Raw genomic sequence first — 16,704 nt, 5'->3', positions numbered from 1 at the left:
ACAGGAACGACAGGCCGACCCCCGCACCCTTTCCCCGGTGCGCGGCCCTACAAGGATGTGGATCATGGATAATTTGGTAGACCTCTCGAACGCGACGCTTGGCGATCTAGATATCGCGCGGCCCACCTATGACCGCAGCGCCCTGACCCCCGGTATTGTGCATATCGGCGTCGGCAACTTCCACCGCGCGCATCAGGCGTGGTATCTGCACCGTCTGATGCAGAACGGCCAAGCGCATGACTGGGCGATCCTAGGCGCAGGCGTGCGCCCCTATGATGCGGCCATGCGCGAGAAGCTCTTGGCGCAGGACTGTCTGACAACTCTGATTGAACTCGACCCCGCGCAAACCTCGGCTGAGGTCGTGGGCTCCATGATCGACTACCTCCCGATTGAAGAGGGTAACGGCGCCTTGATCCGCGCGATGGCTGATCCGGCCATTCGCATCGTCGGGCTGACCGTTACCGAGAGCGGCTATTACATCGACCCGGTGAGCAAGGGGTTCGACGCGACCCACGCTGATATCGTCCATGACGCGGCGAACCCTGACACCCCGCGCACGGCCTTCGGGGCCATCGTCGCGGCCCTGCGGCTGCGCCGCGATGCGGGGCAGGGGCCGTTCACGGGGCTCAGCTGTGACAACCTGCAAGGCAACGGCGATATCCTGCGCCAAGCGGTCGTTTCGCTGGCGCGCATGTCCGACCCGGCGCTGGCCGATTGGATCGAAGCCAACGGCAGTTTCCCCAACTCCATGGTCGATTGCATCGCCCCGGCCACCGGCCCCGCCGAGATTGCGCAGGCGCGAGAGTTTGGCGTGAACGACGCGGCACCCGTCACGCATGAAGCCTTTCGCCAATGGGTGATCGAAGACGACTTCTGCGCAGGCCGCCCCAACTGGGATCAGGTGGGGGCAACCTTCTCGGACGAGGTCCATGCCTATGAAAAGATGAAGATCCGCATCCTCAACGCGGGCCATCAGGTTTTGGCCAATGTCGGTGAGGTGCTGGGGATCGAAACGATTTCCGCCACCATGGCGCATCCGGCGATCCGCGGGATGTTCCACCGCGTGCAGGCCGAAGAGATCACCCAGACGGTCGCCCCGGTGCCCGGCATGACGCCGCTGGCGTATCTAGAGCTGATCGAACAGCGGTTCTCGAACCCGCGCATCGTCGACACCACGCGCCGTGTCGCTTTCGACGGGTCGGCCCGGCACACCGGTTTTGTCCTGCCGATCTTGCGGGATCAACTGGCGGCGGGGCGTTCAGTCTCTGGCTTGGCCTTGGTCGAAGCGCTCTGGGCGCGGATGTGTGCAGGCACGCGGGAGAATGGCAGCGAGATCGTGGCGAATGATCCGATTTGGGACGAGTTGCAAGCCGTGGCGCAGGCCGCGCGGGAACGGCCCGAAGCGTGGCTAGAGCAAGACCGCCTTTACGGTGATCTGGCGCAGGCCGAAGCCTTCCGTGATGCTTTTGTCGCTTGGCTCACGCTGATCTGGGACACAGGCGCAGTCGCGGCGATGACCGCCTATACGCAGGACGGTCAAAGCAACGGTCGCGCCAGCAAAGCAGGCTAACGGTCAGCCTTGGTCGGGTTTCAAAAACCCGACCAGCAGCGCCGACAGGGCCACCATGATCGCCGCCGCCCCCAGCATCAGGGGCAGCCCACCGATCTGATAGCTCAGGCCCGACATCAACGTGCCCAACAGCCGCCCGGCCGCATTAGCCATGTAGTAGAACCCCACATCCATCGTCACCCGCTCGGCCTTGGTGAAAGACAGGATGAGGTAGGAGTGCAGGGACGAGTTCACCGCAAAGACCGCGCCAAAGGCCAGCAGGCCAATGACCAACGTCGCGGTGAGCCATGTTTGCGGTCCGTCGCTGAACAGGGCGGCCAGCGTCAGCGCCGCAGGCACGGCGGCAAGTGACCATGCCCATCCTTTCGCGGCTGAGATCAGGTCCTCCGCCGGGCGGGATTTCGCGCGGAGCAGGCGCGGGGCGTAGATCTGCACCATGCCGTAGAGGATCACCCAGACCGCCATGAATGTGCCGATCATGAAAAAGGCCGCGCGGTTGCTTTCCTCCGTGCCGTCCGAGAGGACCGCGTAGAAATAGATCGGGATGCCCACCACAAACCAAACATCCCGCGCGCCGAACAGAAACACCCGCGCCGCGCTCAGCCAATTCACGTTGGGGGATTTGGAGAAGACTTCGGAGAACTTCGCGCCCCTGCGGCCCTTCGGCAGGCCGGGCGGCATGGCGGTCAGGACGGCGATCAGGATCAGCGCAAGGATCGCGGCCATGCCCAGCACCGCCCAGACAAAGCCGAGCGTGGCCAGCAACGCCGCGCCGAGCAGAAAGCCCAGACCCTTGACCATGTTCTTGGAGCCCGTCAGCAGCGCGACCCAGCGAAAAAGCCCGCCATCCTCAGCCGGCGCCAGCAGCTTCACGGCGGATTTCGACGACATTTTGGCCAAATCCTTGGCCACACCGCTGGCGCCCTGCACGAGCATGACGAACACCACCGAGGCACCCACCGCCCAAGACGGATCAAGCTGCGCCAGTGCCAGCAGCGCCACGATCTGCAAGCCCAGCCCCGCATAAAGCGTCGAGGCCAGCCCAAACCGCGCCGCGATCCAGCCCGCGCAGAGGTTGGTGACAACGCCCGCGATCTCATACAGCACAAAGAGATAGGCCAGTTGCACCGGCGAAAAACCGAGCCGGTGGAAATGCAGCAACACCAACATGCGCAACGCGCCATCGGTCAGCATGAAGGCCCAATAGGCAGCCGTGACCGCGATATAGGCCGAGAGCCCCTCAGGGCGGGTCGCGCTCTGGCTCACAGGCTTGCCCCGACCATCAGCGCCACATCGACCAAACGGTGCGCATAGCCCATCTCATTGTCGTACCACGCGTAGATTTTCACCTGCGTGCCATTCACCACCATGGTGGAGGGCGCGTCGATAATGCTTGAGCGCGTATCGTTGGTGTAGTCTGCCGAGACGAGCGGGCGCTCCTCATAGCCTAGGATGTCTTTCAATTCCCCTTCGGCTGCGGCTTTGAACAGGGCGTTCACTTCTTCCACTGTCGTCTCGCGCTCCACCTCAAAGACGCAGTCAGTCAGCGAAGCGTTCAGCAGTGGCACCCGCACCGCGTGGCCGTTCAAGCGGCCTTTGAGTTCGGGATAGATCAGCGTGATCGCCGTGGCGCTGCCAGTGGTCGTCGGGATCAGCGAGTTCAGCGCCGAGCGTGCGCGGCGCAGATCTTTGGCAGGGCGGTCAACGATGGTCTGCGTGTTGGTCACATCGTGTATCGTGGTGATGGAGCCATGTTTGATCTTCATCGTCTCATGGATCACCTTCACCACCGGGGCGAGGCAATTGGTCGTGCAGCTTGCCGCCGTGACGATCCGGTGCCGTGCGGGATCATAGACATCATCGTTGACGCCGTAGACGATATTCGCCGCATCGCCGTCTTTTACCGGGGCCGAGATCACCACTTTCTTCACCCCCGCCTCGAAATAGGGGGCGAGTTTCGCCTCGGTCTTGAAAACGCCGGTGCAATCGATCACCACATCCACCCCGTCGAGCGGCAGCGCGCTGAGGTCGCGGGTGCCGATGAAGGGCAGGCGGGTGCCGTTGATCGTCACGCTGTCGGCGTCATGCGCGAAATCGGCCTGCCAACGCCCATGCACCGTGTCGAACTCCAGCAAATGGGCGTGCATCTCTGGGTCGCCCACCGCGTCGTTGATCCATGCGATTTCTGCGCCCTGATCCAGCAGCGGTTTCAAGGCGAGCTTGCCGATGCGGCCAAGGCCATTGATGGCATAGACGGTCATGCGGAGAATCCTTCTTTGTCGGTTTGGCCCGCGTCATCGAGCGCTTTTTGCAGCGAAATACGGTCGAGCGAGGTCAGTGGCAGGCTGGTAAAGCCCAACATTCGGTTGCGCAGCGTGCCATAGGCCTGCTGGAAGGCGAGGCTCTTTTCGGCGTCGGAGCCTTCGACCTTCACCGGATCGGGCAGGCCCCAATGCGCGGTGATCGGCTGGCCGGGCCATGTGGGGCATTCTTCGTTAGCCGCTTGATTGCAAACGGTAAAAACGAAATCAAAACCGGGCGCGTCTTCGCTCTGAAACTCGGATATATGTTTCGACCGAAGCTGCGTCACGTCATGGTCCTTCTGCCTGAGGACCTCTACCGCGAAGGGGTTCAATGCGGATTGTGGCCGCGTGCCTGCGGAGTAGACGTTGAAACGGTCCCCCGCGAGGTCACGCAGGATGCTTTCGGCAAAGATCGACCGGGCGGAGTTGCCGGTGCAGATGAACAGGACGTTGAACTTGTCGTCGGTCATGGGAGCGTTTCCATCTGAAGAGGTGAAGGGGAGGCAAATCTCTGGCCGTCCGCGGCAGCAGTCGTTCAGCAGGTAGCCGATGGTGTCACGGGCGGCCGCAAGATCGATCGCATAGCGCAGGGAGGTGCCTCGCCGTTCTTGGGTCACCAGCCCGGCCTGCATCAGCGCGCCGATATAGGTCGAGAGGGTGTTGGGCTTGAGACCAAGCGCCTGCGCCAGTTCGGTCGCTGGCACCCGGTCCGGGTAGCGGCGCATCAGCAGCCGAAAAAGCGCGAGACGCTGCGGATGGCCGAGGGTGGCGAGGCGATTGGGGATTACTAGTTCCATAATTCGTGAATTACGGAACTAGTTGTCAGATTGCCAGTGAAAATTTTCTAACAGCGCAATCTTGCAGGTGTATGAAGGCGATGGTTGGCTTTCGCGATTCACTCGCGACTATAAATTTTACTAGGTTTACAGGCGCACTCAGGTTCAATCAGTCAAGAACTGCCGGAAATTTAATCAAACTATAACAAATGCTTGGAGATCGAGCGCACGAATCTTGTTATCGGAGTTTGCGGCTGCGCAGAATGATAGCCAAATAAGAGACGCGCGCTCAGGTTGACGCGATCTTTTGACAGGGCCTGCCATTTGGCTCTGTTCCGGCCCCTGCTTCGGGACGCCGCGCCCTTGTCCGCTGAGTTGGACGTTTTTGTTGTTGTAGGGGGCGCATAGGTTTTCGGGCAGGGGCCGCTTTATGCCCTGCACGGCCTCGAGCGTGGGGGCGAATGTTCCGATCTTTGGTCGGGCGGTCCTTTGGCTTGGCCCTTGGTCATAGGGGCAAAAATGCAACGTCTTTGCCTGTTTCCCTCATCCCGGGAAATCATTCGCGGCGGCGATGTTCCCTCAGGGGTTGAGGCGTTCTATCAAGGTGCTCAGTTTTTAAACAAATGAGCTTTTGAACGCCGCCCTATGGTGACCCCGCTTTCCGACCGCTACCTCCTCCTGAAAGAGCAACGACCAGACATCAAGCCGACCGAGATGCTGCAGGTCTTGGCGCAGGAGATGGGGTTGAACAACCTGTCATATCTGGGGTTTCACAAAACCAACCCCGGCAACAGCGATCCGGTCATTCACACGACCTATGACCCGGCTTGGCTGACGCGCTACCAAGAGGAAAGCTACCATTTGATCGACCCGGTGGTCGACCAATCCCTTGAGGGCACCTTGCCCGTGGATTGGAGCGAATTGCCCAAGGTCGACCGGACCACCCGCAATTTTTTCGGGGAGGCGATGGAGTTTGGCGTGCGTCAAAACGGTGTCTCGATCCCCATTCGGGACCACCTGCATGGAAAGGCGGTGCTGACGCTGAACTCTGACCTACGCATTCACGAATGGCGCAGATACAAGCGCGGCATCCTCGCTGATGCGATCTATCTGGGCTGTTTGATCCAAAGTGATATCGTGGCGGAAATCAGCAGCGCCGCGCCGGGGCCGCGGCTCAGCAACCGCGAGAAGGAAGTGCTGAAATGGGCCGCCGTGGGCAAGACGGCATGGGAGACGGCGCAGATTATGACCGTCTCGAACAGCACGGTGAACCACCACCTCTATAATGCCTGCGCAAAGCTGCAGGTGACCAACAAGACCCATGCGGTGGCCAAGGCAATCCGGGCGCAAATCATTACGATCTGACCGACCGCGTGGGCAGGGCTTGGCGGAGGCTCCGCCACGCGGTAAGCCACCGTCAAGCATAGGAGAACGACATGGAACTGCGCGACAAACGTATTTTGGTTACCGGCGGCAGCGACGGGATCGGGCGGCACATCTGCCTGAAACTGGCAGAGACAGGCGCGCGGCTGGCCATTCTGGGCCGCGATGAGACGCGGTTGCAGGCGGTGGCCGAGGCCTGCACAGCCGCAGGCGCGGCAGAGGCCGTGGGGCTGACCTGCGATCTGCAAGACCCATCGGCGATCGACCATGCCGCGGCGCAGGTGCTGGCGCGTTTTGGCGGGCTCGATATCCTGATCAACAACGCCGGGATTTGGCACAAGGCCGGGCCGCTCGACACAATCGCGCCGGAGATGCTGCAGGCGACGGTGCAGACTAATCTGACCGGTCTGATGCAGATGACACAGGCAACGCTGCCCGCGCTGCGCGACAATGACGAGGCGATCATCCTCAATGTCGTGTCGAAATCCGGTGTCGTGGCGCAGGCGGGGCAGTCGGTTTATACAGCCACGAAATACGGCGTGCGCGGCTTTACCGAGGTGCTGAAGGCAGATGAGGAAAACACCGGCGTGCGGATTGGCGGGCTGTATCAGTCGGGCACCAATACCGGCATGTTCGCCAAGGCCGGAGAGGACGTGCCGAACCACATTTTCACCGAACCGGATGATCTGGCCGATGTGGTGGTCTTTGTCCTCTCACGTCCGCCGAAACTGTGGATCCACGACATCCGCATCGAACTTTAACCGCGAAGGGCGCGCTTAGTCGGTGCCTTGCAGCGCGCCTTGGGCCGCTTGCGGGGCGGGCTCTGCCTCGGCCCCGATGCCGAATTCGACATGGAAGGTCGATCCGACACCTGCCTCGCTTTCGTAAAACAGATCTCCCGCCATCTGCCGCGCCAGTTGGCGAGAGATATGCAGGCCAAGGCCAGAGCCTTGGGTCGATTTCTGACCGTCGTCGTCAAGTTGTCCGAAGCGGCCAAAGACCCGCTCCTCCATCCCCTCAGGGATGCCGCGCCCATGATCGCGGATAGAGATCCGTACCCGGCCTTGGTGCGCCGTCAGCCTGCCCTCCACGGTGTCGCCAACATGGGAGAATTTCACCGCGTTCGAGATCAGATTGTCGACCACCTGCCGGATCGCAAAGGCATCGCCCAAGACCACGGCAGGCTGCGTGATCTTGCCGATATCCAGTCTGATGCCGCGCTCATGCGCGTACATGCGGTTTTCCTCGATGCTTTCGCGCAGCAGGGCGGGCAGGTCGACGGGCAGCCACTCAAGTGCCAGCGCCTGTACCTCAAGCTTTTGCACCAGCAGGATATTATCGACCAGACGGGACAGGCGGACCCCGTTGCGATGGGCAATGTCGAGCGAGGAACGCAGCGGGCCTTTGACCTCGCCCAGTTTGCCGCTGAGCGCCAATGCCAAGCCGCCCTTCAGTGAGGTCAGCGGCGTGCGCAACTCATGGCTCACGACCGAGATGAATTCATCTTTGGCGCGGTTGGCCTCATCGGCCTCTTTCAGCGCTTGTTCAAGGGCCGTGGTGGTGGCGATCTGGTCGGTGACATCGACGAAGGTGACGCTCCAACCGATGGCGGGGCCGGCGGGGGAGAGCGGGTTTTCGATGGGGTGAATGCGCGGCTCATAGAGGCGTTCATCGCAGGTGATATGGGCAGAGGCGGTTTGCGCCGTTTGCGCCTTTATCCCCGCGATCAGATCATTCCCCAAGGACGGATCCGTCAAAAGCCCGCTGCGCTTGGCCGCGGCGTTCGAGCGAATGACGTGCCGCCGCGCGTCCAATAGGATGAGTGGTTCGCTCATCGTGTCAAACAGGGTCGATTGCCCGACAGAGGGCATGTCCATCGTTTTGTTGGTCACCAGCAGCCATGAAAAGGCGAAGATGCCCAAGGTGAACATGAAGGCCGTCGGATCAAGGCCAAGGACCGTGAAGCCGAACAGCGCATAGGCCGCGTTCGCGCCCAGTGGGATCAGGGTGATCACCACCAGCATCGTCAGCAGCGGCCAAGCGGCCCGTTTCGCCCGCAAAAATGCGCGCCCCAGCCAGATGAGCGTCGCCATCACAAAGCAATAGAGCACCGCAAGGACAAGAAAATATACCGCGCCATGTTCAAAGGTGATTTGATCCTCGCCGGGCTGGATCGCGGTCTCGGCGGTATAGATCAGGTGGTGCCAGCCGTTCGTCGCGGCGAGGATAAAGGCCATCAGCGGCACAGCGATCAGGGCCAAAAGGCTGGCCCGGCCACGCGCATGGTTCGAGGGGCCGACATATTCGAAGATAAAGAACGACCACGCGACGGGAACCAGAGCATGACCCAGCCACGCCAGTTGCGCCTGTTGCATCTGGCAGGCGTAGCCGGGCGTTGCGGCTTCGGCTCCGACCATCATCAGGGTCCAGATCATCCCGGCAAAGGTTAGCGCATAGTAAACCTTGCCATGGAACTCTTGAAACCTGAGCGTCCATAGGGCGACAGCCGCAGCGATCACGCTGACGGCAAGCACAGCCCAATAGACCGGGTCAAGCATTAGCCCTTGAAAACACGTTAGCATTGCGGAGTTACCTATGAACCAAATTGAATATGCGCAGATCAGCATTGGAATGCGGCGCAAGTTTGGCGTTCTAGTGGCGTATTAAGGCAGGGTGGCGCAACCCTTGGATGTGAAGGGCGTCATTTAGTAGCGTCACGGTCACCCATGGGGCGATGCGATTGCATCTCTCAACAGGGGCGAAGGGGCGTTCAGAATGGGCCACGTGGTGGGGTAAGTGCGCAGCGGCAGGCCGCAGAAACCGTCACATGTGCCCAAGGAAGGCCTTCCCCGGCTGCTCAGCACGTATCAGGGTTTTACTATATGAAATTACCGCCAAAAAGAACCCACTCGAACACGGTTTCGACGCATTCCTCGCGCAACACTGGCTTCATTATCTTGAGGTTTAAAAAATGCTGACAGTGGCTCATTCTATGCACTCTGACCACGATATGACGTTGGTCTTGCTTGCCGCGCTTTTGTGCGCATTCGGCAGCTGGGTGATCGCAAATCTTTACCGACACGGGCTTAAGCAGACACCGCGTCAGGCGTTGTTGTGGTATTTTCTGACCGCCGTGACCTCTGGCATCGCCATTTGGTGCACGCATTTCATCGCCATGTTGGCCTATCAGCCCGATGCGCCGGTAAGCTTCGACTTCGGCCTTACCTTCGCCTCGTTGGTGATCGCAATTACCGGATCTACGGTCGGCATTCTCATTGCGGGGATGTTTCGCAGACGGGTCACGACCGTGATCGGTGGGGTGATCTTGGGGCTGTCGATCTCGGCCATGCATTACACCGGGATGATCGCCTATCGGATCGAGGGGATCATTCACTGGGATAAGAGCTATCTTGTCGCCTCGGTTCTGCTGGCCATGGTGCTGTCGACCGTGGCTTTGTTCTTTGGCGCGCAGGGCGATAAATACGCCCGGTCGAAAATGACGGCGAGCTTTGCCTTGGCGATCGTCGGTCTGCACTTTACCGGGATGGCTGCCTTTCATGTGACACCGACAACCTTGATCGGCGGCCATAGCAACCCTGATGAGTACAGACTGCTGGCGCTGGTTATCGCGGGGACGGCTGCGATGATCGTGATGGGCGGGCTGTTCACCTATTTCATCGAAAACCGCACACGGTTGGAGAACATCGTCGAATTGCGCCAAGCCCGGGATGAGGCCCGCGATGCCAGCCGCGCCAAGTCAGAGTTCATGAGCGTTCTGAGCCACGAGTTGCGCACGCCGCTAACGATCATCAACGGCTACGCCAGCTTTCTGACGGGGCTCAAGGGCCATACCATCGCCAAGCTGAAGCCGAACGAGCAAATCTCGAAGGTGCATTTTGAAGAACTGGGGGACCAGACAGAGCGTTATGGCGGCCGTATCAAATCTGCGGGCGACCATTTGTTAACCATCATCAATGAACTCCTCGACTATACCAGTATCGAGCTTAACTCGATCAAGCTTAACAAAACCTCTTTTCAGGCTGGCGAACTGCTGGCCGAGTTGGAGGAGCAGTTTCAGGGGCTGGCCAAGGAAAAGCAGGCGGTGCTGGAGATCGAATGTAATGACTTCGACGTTTTCGCCGACCGTGGGCGCTGCAAACAGATCCTGATCAACCTTTTAGGCAACGCGCTGAAGTTTTCATCGGCCTCTAACATTCGCATGCGAGCCACGAGGGTCGGCGATACCTGCCGACTTGAGGTCGAAGACAACGGCTGCGGGATGCCGGAAGAGGATTTGCAGCGGATCTTCCAAGCCTTCATCCAAGCGGAAACGGCTGCCAAAAGCGCCGATGGCGGCACGGGGCTTGGCCTTGCGATCAGCAAGAAGCTCGCCGCGGCGCATGAGGGGGATATTCAAGTGGAAAGTGCTGTCGGCGTCGGGACGAAATTCACCGTGGATCTGCCCAATTGCGCTTCGGAGATCAGAGTGGCGAATGCGCTCGCCGCGGCGTAACGGGGGCTGTGGCGGGGCAGGCGCGATTTGAGGTGGTTGCGCTTGCTTAATAGGCGAAAAGCCCAAGGCTCTCCGGGTGCGCTATGGTTTGAATCGCATTGTCGAGGTCTTAATCGCTAATGGCAGCCCCCTTTGTTCGCCGGGACAACGGAAGTCAGGTGCAATTTTCCCCGCGCATGCGTTGCCCACATATTTCTGAAGCTGCTTGCGGTCCCCCACATCAACGCAGTTTGGTACAACTTAACTTAAATTAGTATCTCTTTGCTTTTATGTTCTAAATTAAAGGGCTACGATCAATAGTGAAGATGGTAAGTACCGGGAGAGCGGGCCTATGGGCGGTGGTAAATCGGCGAATGCGCGCGTGCCGAGATCTGCAATTTTTGCAGCGTCCCCCCATGGCTATCTTGTTTTAGATACTGATCTTATGATCATCGACGTGAATGACCGGTATCTTTGCATTACCGGGTCAAAAGCCGATGATCTCATTGGGAAATTGCTGTTCGATGCATTTCCGGATGATCCTTCTGACGCTACGGCGGATGGCACCAACAATCTGCGCAAGTCGCTTGAGATTGTCGCCGCCACTGGCATGCCGCATCGGATGGCCGTTCAGAAATACAATATCCCCATTCGCGACAGCGTCGACGGGGCCTTTGAAGAGAAGTATTGGCAGCCGTTCAACGCGCCTGTTTTCCAAGACGGCCAGCTGATCGCGCTTATTCACCATGTCGAAGATGTCACCTCGGAATTCATTGGTCGCCGCGACCAAGCGATACGGCTCAATCTGGCAAAACAGGTGTCGGGTGTCGGCTATGGGGAACTGGACCTTCAGACCGGCACCGCGAATGTATCGCATGAGTTGGCCGATCTTTTCGGCTATCCAGATACCGAGGGAACCTTTCCGATCACCAAGCTTTTTGAGCGTATCCATCCCGATGATCTGGAGCATGTGAAGAAGAGCTTGGAAGGGGTCACGGCCAGTGATGCAACGGTAAACGCCGACTATCGGATCGTCTTGCCCCGAGGGGATATTCGATGGCTGAACACACGTGGCGAAGTGCTTTTTGAGCACGGCAAACCCGCGCGGTTCATCGGTGCGTCCCTTGATCTGACCCATTCCAAAAAGCGCGAAGAGGTCTTGCAGAAAACACTGACCGAGAGGGACAAACTTCTTGGGCAGAAAGAAACGCTGCTGGGGGATGTAAACCACCGGATCAAGAACAGCCTCCATCTGGTGTCGAGTATCCTACGCCTTGAAGCCGCATCGGTGGAAGACGACCACGTCAAACACAGTCTGCAGCAGGCCTCTTTGCGGGTGCATGCCGTAAGCTCGGTTCATGAACTTATCTATAAATCGCAGAACGTTACCCATGTGGATGTCGGTGAATACATCCCGCAACTCGTCGACTTTCTTTCAACCAGCACAGAGACCGACAGCAGGCGGATTGAGAATGTTGTCTACGCGCAGGCGGTCGTTCTTCCGACGGATCTGGCGATCAACCTTGCGCTGCTGATCAATGAGCTTGTGACCAACGCGCATAAACATGCCTTCGTTGAGCGGGAACAGGGCCGGGTAGATGTTCGTTTGCATCAAGAGGGAACCCTTTTGACCTTGACGGTATCAGACGATGGGATCGGTAGCGCGAAAGGTCTAGAGAGGGTCGGTCTCGGTTCGAAGATCGTGGCGGGCATTGTTAGCCAGCTTGGGGCGACGATGGAGAAGAGGGCAACAGAGCATGGGTATTGCGTCGAGATTGAGATCCCCATGCCTGCCGGGTAATCCCCGATGAATATCCTGATCGTCGAAGATGAATTTCTGATTGCCTTGGATCTTCAGATGCAGATCGAACAGCTTCAGCATTCCGTTCTTGGCCCGGTCAAGGATTTCGCGGCTTGCCGGGAGGTGGTGGCGCAGTCTCGTCCGGACTTGGCGTTCATGGACCTGCGACTGGCGAATGGAGAATCCGGCGAGGACCTCGCGCAGTGGTTGCTAAGCCAATACAGTATCCGCTGCATCTTCATGAGCGGCAATCTGGACGAACAGACCCAAACACGGCTGAGAGCGCTTGAGCCGATTGCCATGCTCGGCAAGCCCACATTTCCGCATCTGATCGCAGCAGCGATTGACGATTTCGCGCGCGGGTAAGTGGGCGCAGGTAGGCGTGGCGGAAATTGGCGCTCCCTGAAGGAACCTACCCCCTGTCGCAGCGCGGCGCAGCCGGGAGCATTTGCCCTTTATTTATCAGGCACATCGCGGATAAAACTGTCGCATGTTGGCGCTTGCGGGATCACCGAAGCGCGCCCCAGCTTGGGGGAACAATTGGGGGAACGGAATGCCGCTCACTGCGATGGGTATCAAGAAGGCGCCGGACGGAAAGCACGAGGACGGGAACGGACTGCGGCTGCTCAAGAAGGGGGAGCGGGGCAGCTGGGTCTACCGCTACTCGATATGGGGCAAGCGCAAAGAGATGGGGCTGGGCAGCTGGCCAGCCGTGACGCTCGCCGAGGCGCGGAAAATCCGCGACCGATGGGCAGCGGAGCTCCGAGAGGGCCGCGACCCTATATCGGTGCGCAGACAGCAGAGGGAAGCCGACGCCCTCGCCGCCCAGCGCGCGGACCCGACATTCGCGCAGATGGTCGATATGGTGTTCGAGGCTCGGAAGGCGACACTGCGCGGCGACGGGAAGCGCGGCAAATGGCGCAGCGCCCTCGACACCCACATCATCCCCAAGATCGGCCGCAAGCCGATATCCCAGATCACGGTACAGGACGTTCAAGGCGCGATGGCACCGATCTGGCACACCAAGCCCAGCGTGTCGGTCAAGGCATACCAGAGGACGCGCCTCGTCTTTTCCAAGGCGAAACTCATGGGACACGACTGCGACCCGTTCACTGTCGACGCCGCCAAGGAAGTGCTGGGCGCGGTCGAGTACATCCCGACGCCCATCCCGGCGACACCGTGGCAGGAAATCCCGGCGCTTTACGCCCGGCTCTCGGAGACGAAAAGCGACGTGGCGCAATGCTTGCGCTGGATCATTCTAACGATGGTCAGATCGGATGCGGCCCGCGGCGCGCATCTGGACGAGATCGAGGACAGCATCTGGACCGTCCCGGCCGAGCGGGTCAAAGGACTGCGAAACAAGACGGACGATTTCCGCGTTCCGGTGACGGACGAGCTTCAGCGGATTGCAGACGAGCAGGCACAGATCCACAGCGGCTTGATGTTCACCGGCTTAAGAGGGCGCCCGGTGACGAGCCGCGGGCTGGAAAAGCACCTCGACAGTATCGGCGAGGCGGGTCGGCCCCACGGGTTCAGGACCAGCTTTCGCACATGGGTACAGGACACCGACGCCTGCTCATTCGAGGTAGCGGAGACGATCCTCGGCCACGCGATCAATACCAAGGTACAGCGCGCCTACGCGCGATCCGACCTACTGGATCGGCGACGGCTGGTCATGGAGGCATGGGCGCGGTTTGTGACAGGAGAAGGAGCGGCGACCGTCACACAGCTGCGCGGAACTTAGTCCAGGTATCTGCGTCCGGATCGGCGCCGGCATGACCGACGCCGAAAAAGAGCTCCGCGAGAAGATCGCAGCCGAGATTGACGAATGCTACGGGAGCCTCGGCCCCTACGGCATGGTGCAGCAGCTGGTCAGGACGGGGGAGCCGCCGCCGAAGGTTACGCTGAAGAAGCGGAGGTGACGAGTAATCAAGCAGCCGGGTCTTTGCCGCAATGGCGGCACCTGTAACGGCCAACCGGCCAATTCCGGTATGGCGCCAGTTTGAAGTCATGGAACCCGAGAAAGCATCCGAGCAGCTGCCAGCGGGTCATGCTTTTGCCTCGTAGTAAAACTCGCCACGGATAAACCGGCAACGCGCCAGCCCTTGACGACACAGCGAGCGATACGCCGCATTCATGCCATCAACGCTAGACTTCATCGGTCTGCCGATTGTTCGCAGCCATTCAAGGGCGTCTTGCTCTGCTTTGGTCACGTCGCCCTCCTATGTGGACTTCGTGGTTACGGGAACGGTCCTAGATTTGAACGCCTCCTGCACCGCCTGAGCGCAACCGCGCGAAACCGGCAGGACAAACCCATCTGAATAGGTAATCTCGCCATTATCTTGGCGCGGCCAGCCGCCCGCAGGGTTTGCGCCGACCTCTTTGACGAACCGAATGCCCTCTAGGTCGATCAGCACATCACCGTATTTCTCTCTATACCGCAGGTAGGACATAGACCTTGCTCCTATTCAGACTCTCGGCATAACCGAAAGATCAATCGTTTTCACATATCCATCGACTTGAAGTGACCACGCGCGCCGCCCATGCGGCTTTTCCTCTGGCTCACCAATGACGCACGCATTGAGGCATGTGCAGAGGGCTTCGACCAAATACTCATCCGAACCGGCAGTGACGGTCCAAGGTGCCGCGATCAGATCGCAATCACGCTTCATTGAGCCATGGAGGCCAACAGAATAGCCGAGCTTGCGTGCGACAGCCCAGATCAGTCGAAAGTCGGGCAGCGCTGTATCCTCCCAGCCCGGTGCTGCGTCCTCGTATTGTGGCGGCGCTTCGAAATCAGGCCATACACCCATGCCTCGCTCCTTCAATGTATTCCAAGGTGCGAATAAGCACCAAGTTCAATCGTGTACCATTTCCCATTTGTATCTGGTCCGGCGACTGCAAATTCAGCTTCGTCTGGGTCACAGTCGTTGCCGCAGTTGTCGAACCAGTTTGTGATGGGGTACGTTTTGCCATCATCCAGCAGAATGATGCGCAGGCTGCGGTTTAGGGCTTCAATCGTCGCCATGTCGCGCTCCTTTGTTGGATCGATTCAGTCAAAAGCGGAAACGCTCACGACTTGAATATCGTCGTCCTCGTCCACGTATGGGTCGACCTCCAAAATATCGAAGTGCCACGCGCTATTCTTTGCTTGCGTCACAGCATCCGAAACACTTTCGGCCATAACTTCTAGCGTTGCCTTGTCCCCACGTGGCCCCTCCAGATTTACGCGATACTCGATCAGGCCCTCCGATCTGGGCCGTTCAGTCGGGTGTCCATCGCGGCAAAGCTGACTGTGCGCTTTGCCCCATCCCGGCGTGTTGGCAAGTTGATGCAGGTCAACCATGATCGTTCTCCTTTTGGGATTGCGGCCAACTGGCCTTGGTTCGTTTCAACGTAGCAAGCCGCTCCGCCTTTTGAACGCTCGCGCCCTTAGCAATGTAGTGGTCGCGCCAAGCACGGCGGCGAGCAGGCCAAAGACGGTCAAATCGAACATGCTCAACGGGCATAAGTCTCTCCTATTGGGTCACGGTTGTGCGGTAGCGATAGACACAATCAAGCCTCAAGAATGGCCCCCGGTAGTGATCAACAATCCGTTCGACCGATTGCAGCCAAACCCAGTCGCCATTATCCATCTGCACAGGGTGCCAAGCAAACCAGCGCCGCCACGTCGCCATGCGTTTCACCCATTGATCTTGCGTTTCGCCTCGCCACTTCATCGCCCGCTCCTATTTGGACGCGAGCGGGCATGTGCCGCGCGGCGTCTCGCAACCGTGGTAGCCACAATTGCCAAGCGGCCCAGCCCCGCATTTTTCGCACCGATCGATACGATCATCTTCCTTCTTTGACATCGCTCCGCTCCTGTTAAGACTTCCGGGCGCGAGTTGCCCGCACCGCTGCTGCGTTTGCCAGCGCCCCCACGGAGGCGATGAACTCGGCCATATCGTCACCCGGCATGAATAGCGCCGGGCCGTTGTCTTTCAGCGTGTGGATATAGACCGACATGCCAATGCCGAAGCACTGATCGAGGGTATGCCGCGCGTGTTTCTCGGAGAACCCGACCGCGAGTGGCGTAGAGAAAAACACCTGCCCGCCATTGAGCTTAAGCGCCGCCATGCGCTTGAAGAAGTCAGCGCGCAGGGGCAACTTGCCCGGCCAATTTGTCGTTCTCTTGGCTTTGCGCACGTCCTCAACGAATACCGGCGACACATCGGCCTCGCCCAGTAAGTCCTCGGGGATGCCCCATGTGCGGGCCTGCGCGATCTGCGTTGCCTCGCTCGGAAGCCACGGATGCAGCGTCACCAAGGCGAACTTGTTGGATTTGGACGGGGTTTCCTTACTGGGCATTGGATCGCGCTGCTTTCTTTCAATTTTCTTAC

At 59.4% G+C, this 16,704-nt stretch carries 19 protein-coding genes; 8 read left to right on the top strand and 11 right to left on the bottom strand.

Features of this window, described 5'->3' with window-relative positions:
- The first annotated feature begins 64 nt into the window (after window positions 1–64).
- Window positions 65–1,570, top strand: a complete 1,506-nt coding sequence (locus T8A63_RS15475; protein WP_322344346.1) for a mannitol dehydrogenase family protein — start codon at window positions 65–67, stop codon at window positions 1,568–1,570.
- Window positions 1,571–1,573: 3 nt separating this feature from the next.
- On the opposite strand, the gene arsJ is transcribed toward T8A63_RS15475, so the two are convergent.
- Genes arsJ through T8A63_RS15460 form a run of 3 tightly spaced genes read right to left on the bottom strand, consistent with a single transcriptional unit; the run spans window position 1,574 to window position 4,670 of the window.
- Window positions 1,574–2,836, bottom strand: a complete 1,263-nt coding sequence (gene arsJ / locus T8A63_RS15470) for an organoarsenical effux MFS transporter ArsJ (protein WP_322344345.1) — start codon at window positions 2,834–2,836, stop codon at window positions 1,574–1,576.
- Window positions 2,833–3,831 carry an ArsJ-associated glyceraldehyde-3-phosphate dehydrogenase gene (locus T8A63_RS15465; protein ID WP_067625889.1) on the bottom strand — a complete coding sequence of 333 codons (999 nt, stop codon included), beginning with the start codon at window positions 3,829–3,831 and terminating at the stop codon, window positions 2,833–2,835. Before T8A63_RS15465 ends, arsJ begins: the two co-directional genes overlap by 4 nt.
- Window positions 3,828–4,670 (bottom strand): helix-turn-helix domain-containing protein, encoded by an 843-nt coding sequence (locus T8A63_RS15460; RefSeq protein ID WP_322344344.1) that lies wholly within the window; start codon window positions 4,668–4,670, stop codon window positions 3,828–3,830. Before T8A63_RS15460 ends, T8A63_RS15465 begins: the two co-directional genes overlap by 4 nt.
- Before the next feature lie 624 nt (window positions 4,671–5,294).
- Between T8A63_RS15460 and T8A63_RS15455 the strand changes: the two genes are divergently transcribed.
- Both T8A63_RS15455 and T8A63_RS15450 read left to right on the top strand, forming a co-directional pair.
- Window positions 5,295–6,014, top strand: a complete 720-nt coding sequence (locus tag T8A63_RS15455) for a LuxR family transcriptional regulator (protein WP_322344343.1) — start codon at window positions 5,295–5,297, stop codon at window positions 6,012–6,014.
- Window positions 6,015–6,085: 71 nt separating this feature from the next.
- Entirely contained in the window at window positions 6,086–6,793 is a 708-nt protein-coding gene (locus T8A63_RS15450) for an SDR family oxidoreductase (RefSeq protein ID WP_067939457.1), read from the top strand.
- 15 nt (window positions 6,794–6,808) lie between these two features.
- Here the strand turns inward: T8A63_RS15450 and T8A63_RS15445 are convergent, their stop codons facing one another.
- The gene (locus tag T8A63_RS15445) at window positions 6,809–8,590 is read right to left on the bottom strand and encodes a histidine kinase N-terminal 7TM domain-containing protein (RefSeq protein ID WP_067625878.1); all 1,782 of its coding nucleotides are present in this window, start codon (window positions 8,588–8,590) and stop codon (window positions 6,809–6,811) included.
- Between the two features lie 413 nt (window positions 8,591–9,003).
- Here T8A63_RS15445 and T8A63_RS15440 point away from each other — a divergent pair, with 413 nt between their 5' ends.
- From T8A63_RS15440 to T8A63_RS15420, 5 genes are all read left to right on the top strand, one after another.
- On the top strand, window positions 9,004–10,545 hold the full coding sequence (locus T8A63_RS15440) for an MHYT domain-containing protein (RefSeq protein WP_322344342.1): 1,542 nt from the start codon (window positions 9,004–9,006) through the stop codon (window positions 10,543–10,545).
- Between the two features lie 331 nt (window positions 10,546–10,876).
- Entirely contained in the window at window positions 10,877–12,325 is a 1,449-nt protein-coding gene (locus T8A63_RS15435) for a histidine kinase dimerization/phosphoacceptor domain -containing protein (RefSeq protein WP_322344341.1), read from the top strand.
- 6 nt (window positions 12,326–12,331) lie between these two features.
- Window positions 12,332–12,691, top strand: a complete 360-nt coding sequence (locus T8A63_RS15430) for a response regulator (RefSeq protein ID WP_322344340.1) — start codon at window positions 12,332–12,334, stop codon at window positions 12,689–12,691.
- A gap of 187 nt (window positions 12,692–12,878) precedes the next feature.
- On the top strand, window positions 12,879–14,069 hold the full coding sequence (locus tag T8A63_RS15425) for a tyrosine-type recombinase/integrase (RefSeq protein WP_322344339.1): 1,191 nt from the start codon (window positions 12,879–12,881) through the stop codon (window positions 14,067–14,069).
- A gap of 31 nt (window positions 14,070–14,100) precedes the next feature.
- Window positions 14,101–14,247, top strand: coding sequence for a hypothetical protein (locus tag T8A63_RS15420; RefSeq protein WP_322344338.1), 147 nt, complete (start codon window positions 14,101–14,103; stop codon window positions 14,245–14,247).
- Window positions 14,248–14,373: 126 nt separating this feature from the next.
- Here T8A63_RS15420 and T8A63_RS15415 read toward each other — a convergent pair whose 3' ends face one another.
- The 7 genes from T8A63_RS15415 to T8A63_RS15385 all read right to left on the bottom strand — a co-directional run bounded on the left by T8A63_RS15415 (window position 14,374) and on the right by T8A63_RS15385 (window position 16,672).
- The gene (locus T8A63_RS15415; RefSeq protein ID WP_322344337.1) at window positions 14,374–14,538 is read right to left on the bottom strand and encodes a hypothetical protein; all 165 of its coding nucleotides are present in this window, start codon (window positions 14,536–14,538) and stop codon (window positions 14,374–14,376) included.
- Between the two features lie 9 nt (window positions 14,539–14,547).
- Window positions 14,548–14,778, bottom strand: a complete 231-nt coding sequence (locus T8A63_RS15410) for a hypothetical protein (protein WP_322344336.1) — start codon at window positions 14,776–14,778, stop codon at window positions 14,548–14,550.
- A gap of 15 nt (window positions 14,779–14,793) precedes the next feature.
- Entirely contained in the window at window positions 14,794–15,138 is a 345-nt protein-coding gene (locus T8A63_RS15405) for a hypothetical protein (protein ID WP_322344335.1), read from the bottom strand.
- An 11-nt stretch (window positions 15,139–15,149) separates the two neighbouring features.
- On the bottom strand, window positions 15,150–15,353 hold the full coding sequence (locus T8A63_RS15400; protein ID WP_322344334.1) for a hypothetical protein: 204 nt from the start codon (window positions 15,351–15,353) through the stop codon (window positions 15,150–15,152).
- 24 nt (window positions 15,354–15,377) lie between these two features.
- Window positions 15,378–15,671 (bottom strand): hypothetical protein, encoded by a 294-nt coding sequence (locus T8A63_RS15395; RefSeq protein ID WP_322344333.1) that lies wholly within the window; start codon window positions 15,669–15,671, stop codon window positions 15,378–15,380.
- 172 nt (window positions 15,672–15,843) lie between these two features.
- A complete protein-coding gene (locus tag T8A63_RS15390; RefSeq protein WP_322344332.1) occupies window positions 15,844–16,044 on the bottom strand; it encodes a hypothetical protein in 201 nt (66 codons plus the stop codon).
- Window positions 16,045–16,189: 145 nt separating this feature from the next.
- Window positions 16,190–16,672, bottom strand: coding sequence for a hypothetical protein (locus tag T8A63_RS15385; RefSeq protein WP_322344331.1), 483 nt, complete (start codon window positions 16,670–16,672; stop codon window positions 16,190–16,192).
- Window positions 16,673–16,704: the final 32 nt, after the last annotated feature.

The organism is Sulfitobacter sp. OXR-159, assembly GCF_034377145.1.
Lineage (GTDB): Bacteria > Pseudomonadota > Alphaproteobacteria > Rhodobacterales > Rhodobacteraceae > Sulfitobacter.
The sequence above is the reverse complement of the archived record's forward strand: the minus strand, read 5'-3'. Positions and strand labels throughout refer to the sequence as shown.